Raw genomic sequence first — 12,073 nt, forward strand, 5'->3', positions numbered from 1 at the left:
CGACCATGAGCTTCGTTCAGCCCCCTCGTTACGACGTCGCCATCGTCGGCGCGCGCTGCGCCGGCGCCTTCCTCGCGACGCTCCTCGCCCGCGCCGGGCTCTCCGTCGCCGTGCTCGACAAGGCGCCGGCGGGGACCGACACGCTCTCCACCCACGCGCTGATGCGCGGCGGCGTGATCCAGCTCGCCCGCCACGGCCTGCTGGAGGCGGTCGTGGCCGCCGGTACGCCGCCGGTGACGCAGACCACCTTCGTCTACGGCGCGGACGCGATCACCGTGCCGATGAAGCCGCAGGCCGGCACCGACGCGCTCTACGCCCCGCGGCGCACCGTGCTCGACCCGATCCTGCAGGGCGCCGCGCGCGAGGCCGGGGCGCGCATGCTGTTCGGCCATCTCGTCACCGGCCTCACCCGCGCGCCGAGCGGGCGGGTGGACGGCCTCGTCGCCCGCAATCCGGCGGGGGAGGCGGTGCGCATCGCGGCCGACCTCGTCGTCGGCGCCGACGGCGTGCGCTCGCGCCTCGCCCACGCCGTCGGCGCGCGGACGCTGCGGGCGAGCGAGGCGGCGACGGCGACGCTGTTCGGCTACCTTCCCGGCGTGAACGGGCCGGGCTACCGCTGGCATTTCGCGCCGGGCGCCGCCGCGGGCCTGATCCCGACGAACGACGCGGCGCTGCTCTTCGCCACCACCTCCGCGGCGCGCTTCCGGTCGGCGTTCGGCGGCGACGCCGCGCGGGCCTTCCCCGCGCTGCTCGACGCGCTCTCGCCGGATTACGGCGCGCTCGTCGCGGCGGCGGGCATGCAGGGGAAGCTGCGCGCCTTCGGCGGCATTCCGGGCCATCTGCGCCAAGGTTTCGGCCCCGGCTGGGCGCTCGTCGGCGATGCGGGCTTCTTCCGCGATCCGCTCACCGCGCACGGCATCACCGACGCGCTGATCCACGCCGATCTCCTCGCCGAGGCCATCCTCGGCGGCGGCGGCCCGGCTCCCCTGCGCCGGTTCCAGGAGGCCCGCGACGCGCTGGCGCTCCCGATCCTCGAGGCGACCGAGGCGATCGCCTCCTTCGCCTGGGACCTCGAGGCGATCCAGGAGCACCATGCCGCGCTCAACCGCGCCATGAAGGCCGAGAACGCCGTCCTCGCCGCCCGCGCCCCCCTCGTCGCCCCGGCCCCGCTGCGCCTGAGCGCGTGAGGGGACGACGGCGGGCCCGCGGGCCCGCCGTCCTCCGATCCTCAGGAAAACCCTCCCCTTGCGTCCGGGCGCGAGTCGCGGCATCAGAACAGACGTGGAACATGAGGCCGAGGAGGGCGGGTGATGGTGGTGCGCAGGCGGGTGTTCGGCGAGGCCGAGCAGGCGGAGCTGCTGGGGACGCTGGCGGAGGCGCGCAAGGCGCTGGTGCGGGCCGCGGAGGGCCTGCCCCGGCGCTCCGTCGCCCGCGCCGGCGCCGATCAGGTCGTCGCCAACATCGACGAGCTCGCCTTCCTGCTCACCGGCTCCCGCGAGCATTTCTGGGAGCCGCAGCACGCCACGCCCGGGGAGTGAGGGCACGGACGAGCCGCGCGGGCATGCGGACGGCCGCCCCGAGGAGCGCCTGCAGGTAGAGCGCGCGCACACCGCCGGCCGCGCGCTGCAGCGCCATGCGGTCGACCTCGGCCGCATCCTCGATCCGCCGGTCGAGACCCTCGCCGGCGAGCGCCTCCTCGAACAGCCGGCGACCTCGCGTCTCGAGCTCGCTCCAGGTCCAATCGCGATCGGGCTTCATGACGGTCGCCTCCGTGACGCCCCCGAACGATCACGATGAGCCCTCGAAGCGCCGTGCGCCTCGCCCGATCGGGGGAGGCCGTATCCAAAGCTTCGGTGGAGGAAGACGAGCGGCTCGCACCGACCGGCGGACGCCGACCGCGCTCACCCGATCGGGCGAGGACGCCGCCGGCGAAAGGCTTCATCGTCGATCTCCGACAGACCGCAGGGGATCCTCGATGATGCTCGCAGCCGCCAAGGTGCTCGCCTGCTTCGCGCTCGGAGACGCGGCCGTCGCGCTCTCCGGCCTGCCGGTGCCGGGCGCCGCCATCGGTCTCCTGGCGCTGCTCGCGAGCTTCGCCCCGACCGGCGGGCCCGATCCCGAGACGGCGGCCCTGTTCGACCGGGTGGTGGCGCATGCGCCGGTCCTGTTCGTGCCGGCCGGCGCCGGCCTGTTCGCCGATCCGGCGCTGCTCGGGGCCAACGCGGCGCTGCTCGTTCTCGCGGTCGCCGCGGGGACGCTGGTCACCCTGGCGGTGACCGGCGCCGCCGCGACCCTCGCCATCGCCGCGTTCGCGCGCCGCGGGCGCCACGTCGCGGAGCCGGGGCCGTGAGCGCCTTCCGGGACGCCGTCCTCGCGGCGCCCTTCGCCGGCGCGGCGTTGACGCTCGCGCTCTACGCCTTGGCGTGCCGGCTGCATCTGCGGCTCGGACGACCGCTCTGGGCCCACCCGGTCCTCGTCGCCGTTCTTTCCGTGACGCTCGTCCTGCTGGGGCTCGGCGCGCCCTACGACGCCTATTTCGCCACGGCGGAGCCGCTGCACCTCGCGCTCGGGCCGCTTCTGGTCCTGCTCGCCGTGCCGCTCTGCCGGCATCTGCCGGACATCCGCGCGGCGGCGCCGACGGTCGGCCTGGCGCTGACCGCCGGCTGCGCCGTCGCGCTCGCCGGGCACGTCCTGCTCGCCCGCGCCCTCGCCGCCGAGCACGCCGTCGCGGCCTCGATCCTGCCGCGCTCGATCACGACGGCGGCGGCGGTGGGCGTGGCGGAAGGGCTCGGCGGCTCGGCGCCGCTCGCCGCGGCGCTGGTGATCGCGACCGGCATCTTCGGCGCCGTTGTCGGCCCCGCGGTGCTGGGTGTCCTGCGCATCCGCGATCACCGGGCGCAGGGGCTCGCGCTCGGCGTCGCGGCGCACGTCATCGGCACGGTGCGCGCCTTCCAGATCTCGCCGCAGGCCGGCGCCTTCGCCGGCATCGGGATGGTGCTGAACGCGTTCCTCACCATCGTGCTCGCGCCGTTCGCGATCGCGTTTCTCCGCTGACCGCGTCGCCGAGCCGGAGGCGCCTCACTCGGCCGCGAGCCCCGGCTGCGCGGGCCCGAGCGCGGCGGCGACCTCGGGGAGGGCGTCGGCCAGCGCGCCGGTGAGGTCGGCGGCGACGGCGGGAAAGCCGGGGCGGCGCACGAGGGTGCGCTCGTCCATGTAGAGGGCGCGGTTCACCTCGATCTGCAGCGCGTGGCGCCGCGCGGCGGGCTCGCCGTAATGCTCGGTGATGAAGCCGCCCGCATAGGGCTTGTTGCGCGCCACCACGTAGCCGCGGCGGCGCAGCGCCTCCTCCACGGCGTCCGTGAGAACCGGCGCGCAGCTCGTGCCGTAGCGGTCGCCCAGCACGATGTCGGCGAGCCCCATCTCCTCGCGCGCGACCGAGGAGGAGGGCATCGAATGGCAGTCGATCAGGATCGCGAGGCCGAAGCGGCCGTGCGTGCGCTCGATCAGCCGGCGCAGCGCGCGATGATAGGGCTTGTAGAGCGCGTCGACCCGCGCGAGCCCCTCCGCCACCGCGAGCTTGCGGGCGTAGATCTCGTGGCCGTCGGCGACGAGCCGCGGGATCGTGCCGAGGCCGCCCGCGACGCGCATGGAGCGGGTGTTGGCGTAGCCCGGAAGCCGCCCCTCGAACATGCGCGGGTCGAGCTCGTAGGGCTCGCGGTTGACGTCGAGATAGGCCCGCGGGAATCGCGCACGCAGAAGCGGCGCGCCGAGCGCCGGCGCCGCCGCGAACAGCGCGTCGACATAGGCGTCCTCGGAGCGGCGCAGGGACAGGCCGGCGAGGCGCGATGCGGCGAGGAAGGAGGCCGGGTAGACGTCACCCGCATGCGGCGCGTTGAACACCACGGGCGCGCTCTGGCGCGCCGGCGCGTCCACCACGAAGGCGGGCGCGAAATCCGGGTCGAGATCGGCGTCTGCGACGAGGTGGGCGTCGAGATCGGCGGGCATGCGGCGGGTCGGGCCTCGAGGTCTCCGGCGGCCGGCGCGGCCGGGACCGCGCACGGACTGTGGAAGATGGGGCGTCGCAGGCGTTCTGTCCATGGCGCAGATGCGCGCGCTTCATGGCCTGTTTACCGGCCCGCCGCTTTATGGAAGAACTCTGGCGATTCGAGCCGCCGACGACCGGACACACGATGAAGATTCTCCTCGCGGAAGACGACAACGACATGCGCCGTTTCCTCGCCAAGGCCCTGCAGAACGCGGGCTACGAGGTGGCGAGCTTCGACAACGGGCTGTCCGCCTACAACCGCCTGCGCGAGGAGCCGTTCGAGCTGCTCCTCACCGACATCGTCATGCCGGAGATGGACGGCATCGAGCTCGCCCGCCGGGCGACGGAGCTCGATCCGGACATCAAGGTGATGTTCATCACCGGCTTCGCGGCGGTGGCGCTCAACCCCGACGCCCAGGCTCCGAAGGACGCCAAGGTCCTCTCCAAGCCCTTCCACCTCAAGGACCTCGTCAACGAGGTGGAGAAGCTGCTCGCGGCCTGACCGGGACGCGTTCGGGGCCCGGGTCGGCCCCGCGGGCGGAAGAGGGAGAGGCGGCGCATTTTGCCGCTTGCATCCCGCGAAACCGTCCGCTATACGGCCCTCCTCACCGGCGGCGCCCACCCGAAGTCGCCGGTTTCAGGGCGCGTAGCTCAGCGGGAGAGCACTACGTTGACATCGTAGGGGTCACAGGTTCAATCCCTGTCGCGCCCACCATTTTCCCCAAGTTTTCCAACGATTCTCCATGTGCGCGCAGCGCGCGCGCTTGTTTTCAGCTATTTCTGGCCGTATATTAACGCTTTATAAGCACAGCGTTAAATGCTCCATTTGCAGAGCTGTTGCAGAGCAGTGGAGCTATTTCGGAGGCAAAATCAATGGTGGCAAAGAAAAAAGCTTCCACCATTGAGGTATTCGAAGGCTTATATTTGCAGCCGATTAAGCAGTCACCCAACCTGCAAATTTATTTCCGACACGAGAAAAGATCATACCGAAAGTCTGCTGGCACGGATGATGTGAAGGCAGCCAAACAAGCTGCAATGGCCTACTATAAATCGGTCATAATGAGTCCTGCCCCAACGCAGACGGTGCAGTTTTCCCAATGCGGTGATCGCTATCTCGCATCGATCAAGCACGACGGTAAACACAAATACCACAGTGAGACATATCAGCGACACCTGCTGCCATACTTCAGCAAGCTGAGCACGGTGACCAACCTCACTGATGCGGACATTGAAGCGTATGTAGAGCATCGGCGCGACAAGGGCAGCAAGCCACCCACGCCAGCGACCATCAACAGGGAAAACACGGTGCTGCGCCAGCTGCTGGCTTACAACAAGCGCGTTGGGCTGATTGAAAGGGAGCCTGTTGTTCCTCACCTGTCAGAACGAGCCACGCGCCAACGACGACCTCACTTCACATTGGGGGAATATCGCGCGCTGCATAGGACAGCACGCAACCGAATCGGAGAGGCTCAGCGTGACCCGCAAATTCGGCACCTCGTCGATAAGCGTCGCCTTCTCTATGATGCCATCATCCTGCTGACCAACTCGGGTATGCGTGTCGATGAGTTACACGATATAACTTGGCGCGACATCATTTGGGAGGATAGCATCATCAAGCTAAACCGTGCTGGGAAGATGAACAGCACCAGAAAGCTGATCGTAAAGCGCGCTGGTATGAACGCGTTGGCACGAATTCAAAGGCGTCGATTGGCGCTCGTGCAGGGTGCTGATGCCTCGCGTATCGCAAATGAACGTGTGATCTCAATGCCTGATGGTACACCAGTAGACAGCATGAAGCGGGCATTCAGCAGTCTGTTGAAAGCTGCAAATATCTCACCACCTGCTGGTGAGCCAAAGCATGCAATGACATCTTTGCGGCATACCTATGCGACATTCGCGCTGACAAATAAAGAGAAGCGCGTGCCTAAAAGTGGTCTGTCAAAGCAGATGGGAACGTCAGAAAGGATGATCGAGCAATTCTATGGGCATGACGAAGTGGAGGATTTCAGAGACCTGCTGTCGTAAGTCTATTCGCGCAATCGCTTGATTGGCGTCTTGTTACAGCAGCTCAACCGCGTTGCGCATCATCTCATCGTTCACGTCGATATAGCGCTGAGTCGTTTGAATGTTGCGATGCCCTGCCAGCGCTGCCAGCACGCGCACTCCAACGCCCTTTGCAGCAAGCTCGGTGATAAACGTCCGCCTGCCGCTGTGCGAGGTAGCGCCAACGATACCTGCCCGCTGATACAAGCGCTGCAGATGCTGTGTAGCCGTGTTGGCGGAGAAGCGCTGAGTTTTTTGCGTTTGGAACAGGAAAGGGCTGTGTACGGGCTTCTCTGCGCTTTGCAGGTAGCATTGCAGCTGCCGGCGCATTCGATCCGGTACGAACACGACGCGAGCAGCGTTGCCCTTCGTCTGCTGCACCGCAAGCGTGATTTCAGCCCTCACGTCGCCGTTGACGTCAACCACGTCCGACACACGAAGCGCCGCCACTTCCCCAACGCGCATGCCGCACCAGTGCGTCAGCAGCAGCATAGTTGTATCTCGTTGCGGATAGCGACTGCACGCTTTTGTGACGTCTACGACGCGCCTCAGTTCGGCTTTGGTGAGTGTCTTCGCCTGCTTCATTTCTCCACCTCGCAGATGTAACAAAATCGTGCAGTGACAATATTTTCAGATGTATGAACAGAGCAATGGAAATCGCGACAGAAGATACCTCAATGATAACAGTCATATAGCCCGATATGTGATGAAACACTTGTAATCTTACATTTGGCAGTTGGGCAGTTTGCGTCTCGCCGCTGCGCAGCGAAACAGCGCACGTTGCGCTCAAGCCGCTTCGCTTCCGCTTCATCGGCTATCGCATCAACGGCGCATGCATTCAGTCCATCTAATATATTTGGCGTGGGCGATCTCTGTAGATGTTGATGTCATAGAGAGGCTTCTCGCCTCCCTTATGAATGGCCTCTCTGTGAGTGCATCAGTCAGTGATTGCGCACAACCAGCTTGCAGCTGGTAGACGGGGTTGTGCTGTCGCCTTTATGTGCGTGGAGTTATTCACAACGCAGCGCCACCGAACACAATCACCTGCTCGATGGCACATATGAGGTACTGGCAGTTGCCAGCCTCCTATCTCATTCCTGCCGCATAGTTTTGACAAGCCCTATTGCAGCTTTGCTTGTTGATCCGCCTCTGTTGGAGCGATCGGCGCTGGCAAGATCCGCTGGCGACAACTCTCGTTGGCAAGCTCAATGCCCTCTGTTGGTGCGCTATGCACAGATAAATACGTGCTGTTGGCTAAGCAACGCGCATCTACAGTTATTTATCAACGTGGAGAAAATCAGTGCAAAAAACCGTTATAGATGACGTGATGGAGACACTCGTCGCTCACAACCTCGTAAGCAGCGAACGTGAGTTCAGCAGGGACTGGCTTGGTAGAAGTGAGAGCTACATGCGCGGCTTGCGTTTTCACAACAAGCAGCCAAGCGTCAGCAGCATCGCTGTTTGTGCCAGCAAGCTACAGCACTATGGTGAGCGTTTGGCGCAGACGGGCATGCATGAAGAGCTATCCAAACGCTTTATCCAACTAAGCGAAGCATGCCACCGCTACATCAATGCGGAGAGCACTGCAAGCTGGCTTATGATGAAACCGGGTCAAGCTACAGATTGAAAATCCGAAGGTGTACTTTCAAAGCACGGAGTACTTTAAGTTCCGACCAGGTGATTTTCTACCCCCCAACGGCATTTGGCCGACCACAACGGTGTCGAGAATGCGTGCCGAGATGCGGGGCGGCTGTGCTGGCGGCCGATTGGACTCCGCACGCCCGGTGATTCGGCGCCATCAACCCTGTAGGCATGCGAAAGGTGGGCGAGCCGCTCCACCTGCGTGTTGTATCATCAACACGCACGATCGACGGGGCGCAAAAATGGCGCGAAATCAAAGGTTTTTTGGTCCAGTCCGTACAGGGCTAGCGCGCTGATCGCTCGGCAGGCAGGCTTAGCTACAATGCTATCACATAGGCGCCGGAAAAGCTTGTAAAGGCACCTCTTCCTGTTGTAGGGTTTCGCAGCTGTTAAGCTTGCGGAGTTTCGTGATGTCGGGTGGAGGCGTGGGCTTCCGATGCTGGCAGTTGAGAAAATCCAATGGCTGAAAAGGCAGCACGCGTAGGCGGCGAGAGCCGGACGCAATGGAGAGCAATGAACTGCCGAACATAACTCGTTGTCCTACAGTGAGATACGACGGATAAGGGGATCTTCAGATGCGCAGTAAAAGTCGGTTCCTTTTCCCAGCTCAGCTGCTCACATTTTTTATTGCTATTATAGTCCTACAGGTAGGCACCGCTGGTGCGCAGGAGGATGTCTCGTTTCGTGCTTCTGTATTGAATGGCTGGGACGACCGAAATGTGGGGCGCCAACATTCTGGTGCATGGGTAGCGATAAGAAACGTAAATATCAATGGCAGGCGGATTGAGCGAGCGAACTTCCAGTTCTCATTCGCTGGATCATATGTTGACAATTACATGAGCATACATGTTTCGTCCCGCAAAACGGTGCCGTCATTATCGCCGCAAGTTTCTGAGCAAGTGAATACTGAGGAACATGGGAATCGATTTTTCATAAAGTTATCGACGATTCCACATGGTCTCCCACGCGTTGTGAGGTCGTTAGATCGACGAGATCAAGAAGTAATTTATTCCATCTGCCACATCATGTCAGATTCGCAAACTGTTCGCCAAATTTATCAAAGCATGGTTCGTGCCCGAGCGGGTGATCGAGCATACGTAGAGTTTTGGCAGAACAGCAGACAAGTGGACCGTATGGTGGCTCTCGCCAGTCTTTGCATGCGGGAGATGCGTCGTCTAGTTCGATTCGATGCGCCAGCGCAAGCGACGCCGTCTGCGCAAGCAAGTGCTGCTGTAGCGCCGTTGGCACTCGCAACTGCGCTGCCCAATTCGACCGACCGAGTCCGCTTAGCTCAGTTCATCCTTACTGATATGGGCCTTTATACAGCAGGCATTGACGGTGTTGCCGGAGCGGGTACTAACCGCGCGTTGATGGCGGCAATGCGGCAGATGAACAGTACGGCCCCTCCAACAGTTGAGAACTTTCTTGCAGCTGCGCTTGGCGGCATCCAAACGAGTGATCAGTCCAGCGCCTCACCGGGTAACTCGCCTGATAATGCCGACCTTCGCGTACAGCACACAGACCTGACCTCTCAGATGGAAGCGCTGAGGCTCGAACTCACGTCGGTACGAACGGAGCTAGCCGAAGCGGAAAATGCTTTGGCAGCAGCACGAGCGGAGACGGAGGTGGCTGTCGTTCGGAACGTTGAAAGTGCTGCGACTGAGCCTGTCGCTTCGCTTGAGGCCGAAATTGCTCAGCTGGAAATCGCACTCGAACAGGCGCAGGCTGAATCGCGCATTGCCGATTCGGCCAATGCGACGATAGCTGATTTGCGTGACGAGTTGGAGGCTTTAAGGCCGCTTACCGAGCAGGTGGCTGCTTTAACTAGTGAAAAGAATAGCTTACAGCGTCAGCTGTCAGCAGCAAACGAAACCACTGCGGATCTGCGCGAGGATATTGCATCTGATGAGCGCGTTACCGAGCTGCAAAGGCTGCTCGATGCGGCAAATGAGACTGCTGCAAACCTACAGGAAGAGATGGCGACCGCTCACGTTCCTGTATCTGACTACGCTAATCTTCAGCGTCAAATTTCAGCGCTTACAGCGACTAATTCGGAGTTACGCGAGCGGATCGAAGCTGAGTTTGTGTCTCGTACGGAATATGCCGCTTTGGAGTCGTCGTCGCGCGATGCACAAGACACTCTTCGTCGGCAGTTGCAAGCGGCAAACCAGACTGTGGCGGAACTGCGCGAACGGATCAGCAGCTCGTATGTGTCATTAGCCGATTATGAAGAAGTTCAGAGACAGCTCGCTGCTGCGTCTGCCACAAACATGGAGATCCGCGAATCCATGCGTTCTGACTATGTTCCGCGATCAGATCTCGTAGAAGCACAGCGCATGATGACGGCGGCTAACGAGAGCATAGCTGATCTTCGGCGCAGCTTAGAGACAGAATATATACCGCTGCTGGAATATCAGAATCTTGAACGGCAGATCTCAGCTCTAAATTCAACAATACTAGAGCTGCAAGATCGCAATGACATCCAACGTACACGAATGGTGGAAAGTGAGTCTCTGTTCCGCAATTTTCGCGAAGATTGTGCCGCGGTGCCAGAATGCGCGCGCGCAATGCAACTCGATTGATTTAGCGGAACGCGCAGCGGCTCATTTCCCAAGTGAAGCGCGCAGGGTCTAACCCATTGAAGGAGAATGTATATGAGGGTGCTCCCATCCCTGTATTTTGGCTTAGCAATCTCTTCACTGATGTTGAATCCTTCAGAGGTGCTCTCTTCTGATTGGGAAACTTATACGCGGGGAGGGTACTTTACGTACGTTACAGTCGCTGACGGGGAAAACAGATTCTATCTACGCTGCGATTACGGACTAACGACGTATGCTTATTACACTGGCATAGAAGTCAATATTAAGGATGAACGACCGCCACCTGGCAGTGAAGTTCGTTTGCTTATCGACAGCCGGCAGCTTTATCTACAAACAGACCTGTCTGGTTATTTTCGAGTTGATACAGCTGAGGATGAGGCAACTTTTCGGCTTACGTGGGACGCGCTAAGGCGAGGAAGTTCGCTGCGTGCGGTGTTTGAGGACGGACGATCCGCGAACTTTTCTCTTCGTGGTTCTGCCCGAACGATAGATCCTCAACCGTGTGAGACGTGGCAGGATACTCTTGCACCGCTTTTTGTGGAGGAGCCGCCAGCAGCTACATTCCTATGGTTCATGAACGATTTGGAAGCGGGGGATGTTGCTGCGCTCAATAGCTACTTTCTACCAGGTGAGGCTGATGGGCCTGTGTTCGGCGGTCGTAGCGTTGTGGATTACGTGCGTGGGATCAAGTCAAATTTCGAGTATGAGTCGGTGGGTTCGATTTATGGAATCGAAACGTTCGAAGCAAATTACAGCTATATTCAATTAGATGGTACCCTATGCGATGCTCGCGCGCTCATAAATGTCGAACTGGTCGGTGACCGCTTAGTGATCCGTTCCATTGATGTCAATTGCTGAGGAAATTGATTCAGCTGAATACGAAGGATTACCGGTATGAGAGTGCGTGAGATTCTGTAACAATCGACGCCAGCATGATACTGACGGAGAAATACGGCAGACTTCAAGCAGCATAGCAGGTGCTAGGTGAAGTGCGGAACATTCCACCGACGTTTATCAATTATCGAAAACATCTGTACGCGGAAGCAAGCTGAACGGTGACAGGTTGTCTGATGACAGGCGATGAGCGACTTTGGGCTACGCTTTTGGCAGCAAGGCGCGCAAGGCAGCCGCGTCAGCTCACTGGCGCTGAGGTCAAGCGCCTTACCAGGTTGGAAGGTTTGCTCGATGTGCTTAAGCGTGGAAAAAGCGTGCAAAACCGTTCTCTGGCGACGTGGCTTACAGAGGCGGAATATGCCGAGTACATCGCTGATTTGGAACACCAAAGGGAGCTCCGCAAGGAGTTCGAGCAGAAGCCTGAAGATCTGATTCGCTACGAATCGCTGCTGAAGGACGCGATGTTCGCACACAATCGTGCGGATGGATATGCTGCAAAGGGGAAAGCAGAAACGGCGCGGAAGTTCCGGTACAGCGCAGAAGGAATTTTCGAAGCTGCGTTAGAGCACTTGGAAGAGAGCGTTAACGCGGACCCGTCTTTGCGTCTGTGGCTCGACAGAGAACCAGATTTCTCGCCAGATGGCTCGCTGAGCGCGTCGCCGGTTGGGGTGCCTCGCGTTGTAACATCCCGCAGTTTGAATAATGCGGGTGGCGGCTTGCGCAGTATGTTGAAGTCCATACGCGAGACAAAAATTGAAGCTGTTGAGCGCGCGATTGATGCGGTGAAATTCGAGTAGTGAGGCATCTTTTCGGCCGACCTTTTAAACATCTGAAAGCATAATGCACACAG

The 12,073-nt window shown here is 61.1% G+C and carries 13 protein-coding genes and 1 tRNA gene; 11 read left to right on the forward strand and 3 right to left on the reverse strand.

Annotated features, from left to right (window positions below; all coding sequences use genetic code 11):
• The first annotated feature begins 5 nt into the window (after positions 1–5).
• Together ABL310_RS04395 and ABL310_RS04400 are read left to right on the forward strand one after the other, a co-directional pair.
• Entirely contained in the window at positions 6–1,187 is a 1,182-nt protein-coding gene (locus ABL310_RS04395) for an NAD(P)/FAD-dependent oxidoreductase (protein WP_349370489.1), read from the forward strand.
• 123 nt (positions 1,188–1,310) lie between these two features.
• The gene (locus ABL310_RS04400) at positions 1,311–1,538 is read left to right on the forward strand and encodes a hypothetical protein (RefSeq protein WP_349370490.1); all 228 of its coding nucleotides are present in this window, start codon (positions 1,311–1,313) and stop codon (positions 1,536–1,538) included.
• Here the strand turns inward: ABL310_RS04400 and ABL310_RS04405 are convergent.
• Positions 1,483–1,758 (reverse strand): hypothetical protein, encoded by a 276-nt coding sequence (locus tag ABL310_RS04405; protein ID WP_349370491.1) that lies wholly within the window; start codon positions 1,756–1,758, stop codon positions 1,483–1,485. The two genes, ABL310_RS04400 and ABL310_RS04405, sit on opposite strands and share 56 nt — an antisense overlap.
• 217 nt (positions 1,759–1,975) lie before the next feature.
• Here ABL310_RS04405 and ABL310_RS04410 point away from each other — a divergent pair, with 217 nt between their 5' ends.
• Together ABL310_RS04410 and ABL310_RS04415 are read left to right on the forward strand one after the other, a co-directional pair.
• Positions 1,976–2,350 (forward strand): CidA/LrgA family protein, encoded by a 375-nt coding sequence (locus ABL310_RS04410; protein ID WP_349370492.1) that lies wholly within the window; start codon positions 1,976–1,978, stop codon positions 2,348–2,350.
• Positions 2,347–3,054, forward strand: a complete 708-nt coding sequence (locus tag ABL310_RS04415; protein WP_349370493.1) for an LrgB family protein — start codon at positions 2,347–2,349, stop codon at positions 3,052–3,054. The genes ABL310_RS04410 and ABL310_RS04415 overlap by 4 nt, the downstream gene beginning before the upstream one ends.
• Before the next feature lie 24 nt (positions 3,055–3,078).
• Here ABL310_RS04415 and ABL310_RS04420 read toward each other — a convergent pair whose 3' ends face one another.
• Entirely contained in the window at positions 3,079–4,005 is a 927-nt protein-coding gene (locus ABL310_RS04420) for an N-formylglutamate amidohydrolase (RefSeq protein WP_349370494.1), read from the reverse strand.
• 185 nt (positions 4,006–4,190) lie between these two features.
• On the opposite strand from ABL310_RS04420, the gene cpdR reads away from it, so the two are divergent.
• From cpdR to ABL310_RS04435, 3 genes are all read left to right on the forward strand, one after another.
• Positions 4,191–4,547, forward strand: a complete 357-nt coding sequence (gene cpdR / locus ABL310_RS04425; protein ID WP_349370495.1) for a cell cycle two-component system response regulator CpdR — start codon at positions 4,191–4,193, stop codon at positions 4,545–4,547.
• Positions 4,548–4,685: 138 nt separating this feature from the next.
• Positions 4,686–4,760 (forward strand) — tRNA-Val (locus ABL310_RS04430).
• 158 nt (positions 4,761–4,918) lie between these two features.
• Positions 4,919–6,070, forward strand: a complete 1,152-nt coding sequence (locus tag ABL310_RS04435; RefSeq protein WP_349370496.1) for a tyrosine-type recombinase/integrase — start codon at positions 4,919–4,921, stop codon at positions 6,068–6,070.
• Positions 6,071–6,103: 33 nt separating this feature from the next.
• On the opposite strand, the gene ABL310_RS04440 is transcribed toward ABL310_RS04435, so the two are convergent.
• Complete coding sequence (locus tag ABL310_RS04440) at positions 6,104–6,673, reverse strand: site-specific integrase (RefSeq protein ID WP_349370497.1); 570 nt, start codon at positions 6,671–6,673, stop codon at positions 6,104–6,106.
• Positions 6,674–7,415: 742 nt separating this feature from the next.
• Here ABL310_RS04440 and ABL310_RS04445 point away from each other — a divergent pair.
• The 4 genes from ABL310_RS04445 (at position 7,416) to ABL310_RS04460 (ending at position 12,020) form a co-directional block, all read left to right on the forward strand.
• Positions 7,416–7,715 (forward strand): DUF6626 family protein, encoded by a 300-nt coding sequence (locus tag ABL310_RS04445; RefSeq protein ID WP_349370498.1) that lies wholly within the window; start codon positions 7,416–7,418, stop codon positions 7,713–7,715.
• Positions 7,716–8,565: 850 nt separating this feature from the next.
• Positions 8,566–10,311 carry a hypothetical protein gene (locus ABL310_RS04450; protein ID WP_349370499.1) on the forward strand — a complete coding sequence of 582 codons (1,746 nt, stop codon included), beginning with the start codon at positions 8,566–8,568 and terminating at the stop codon, positions 10,309–10,311.
• A gap of 72 nt (positions 10,312–10,383) precedes the next feature.
• The gene (locus ABL310_RS04455) at positions 10,384–11,187 is read left to right on the forward strand and encodes a hypothetical protein (RefSeq protein WP_349370500.1); all 804 of its coding nucleotides are present in this window, start codon (positions 10,384–10,386) and stop codon (positions 11,185–11,187) included.
• 212 nt (positions 11,188–11,399) lie between these two features.
• Positions 11,400–12,020: a hypothetical protein gene (locus ABL310_RS04460; protein WP_349370501.1), complete on the forward strand. Its 621-nt coding sequence runs from the start codon at positions 11,400–11,402 to the stop codon at positions 12,018–12,020.
• Positions 12,021–12,073 lie beyond the last annotated feature (53 nt).

It is taken from the genome of Salinarimonas sp. (assembly GCF_040111675.1).
In the GTDB taxonomy this organism is placed as follows: Bacteria; Pseudomonadota; Alphaproteobacteria; order Rhizobiales; family Beijerinckiaceae; genus Salinarimonas.

What these genes read in the sequence shown, in the direction of transcription:
- ABL310_RS04395 (WP_349370489.1), top strand. Translation starts at nt 6, where the DNA reads ATGAGCTTCGTTCAGCCCCCTCGTTACGACGTCGCCATCGTCGGCGCG.
- ABL310_RS04400 (WP_349370490.1), top strand. Translation starts at nt 1,311, where the DNA reads ATGGTGGTGCGCAGGCGGGTGTTCGGCGAGGCCGAGCAGGCGGAGCTG.
- ABL310_RS04405 (WP_349370491.1), bottom strand. Translation starts at nt 1,758, where the DNA reads ATGAAGCCCGATCGCGATTGGACCTGGAGCGAGCTCGAGACGCGAGGT.
- ABL310_RS04410 (WP_349370492.1), top strand. Translation starts at nt 1,976, where the DNA reads ATGATGCTCGCAGCCGCCAAGGTGCTCGCCTGCTTCGCGCTCGGAGAC.
- ABL310_RS04420 (WP_349370494.1), bottom strand. Translation starts at nt 4,005, where the DNA reads ATGCCCGCCGATCTCGACGCCCACCTCGTCGCAGACGCCGATCTCGAC.
- cpdR (WP_349370495.1), top strand. Translation starts at nt 4,191, where the DNA reads ATGAAGATTCTCCTCGCGGAAGACGACAACGACATGCGCCGTTTCCTC.
- ABL310_RS04435 (WP_349370496.1), top strand. Translation starts at nt 4,919, where the DNA reads ATGGTGGCAAAGAAAAAAGCTTCCACCATTGAGGTATTCGAAGGCTTA.
- ABL310_RS04440 (WP_349370497.1), bottom strand. Translation starts at nt 6,673, where the DNA reads ATGAAGCAGGCGAAGACACTCACCAAAGCCGAACTGAGGCGCGTCGTA.
- ABL310_RS04445 (WP_349370498.1), top strand. Translation starts at nt 7,416, where the DNA reads ATGGAGACACTCGTCGCTCACAACCTCGTAAGCAGCGAACGTGAGTTC.
- ABL310_RS04450 (WP_349370499.1), top strand. Translation starts at nt 8,566, where the DNA reads ATGAGCATACATGTTTCGTCCCGCAAAACGGTGCCGTCATTATCGCCG.
- ABL310_RS04455 (WP_349370500.1), top strand. Translation starts at nt 10,384, where the DNA reads ATGAGGGTGCTCCCATCCCTGTATTTTGGCTTAGCAATCTCTTCACTG.
- ABL310_RS04460 (WP_349370501.1), top strand. Translation starts at nt 11,400, where the DNA reads ATGACAGGCGATGAGCGACTTTGGGCTACGCTTTTGGCAGCAAGGCGC.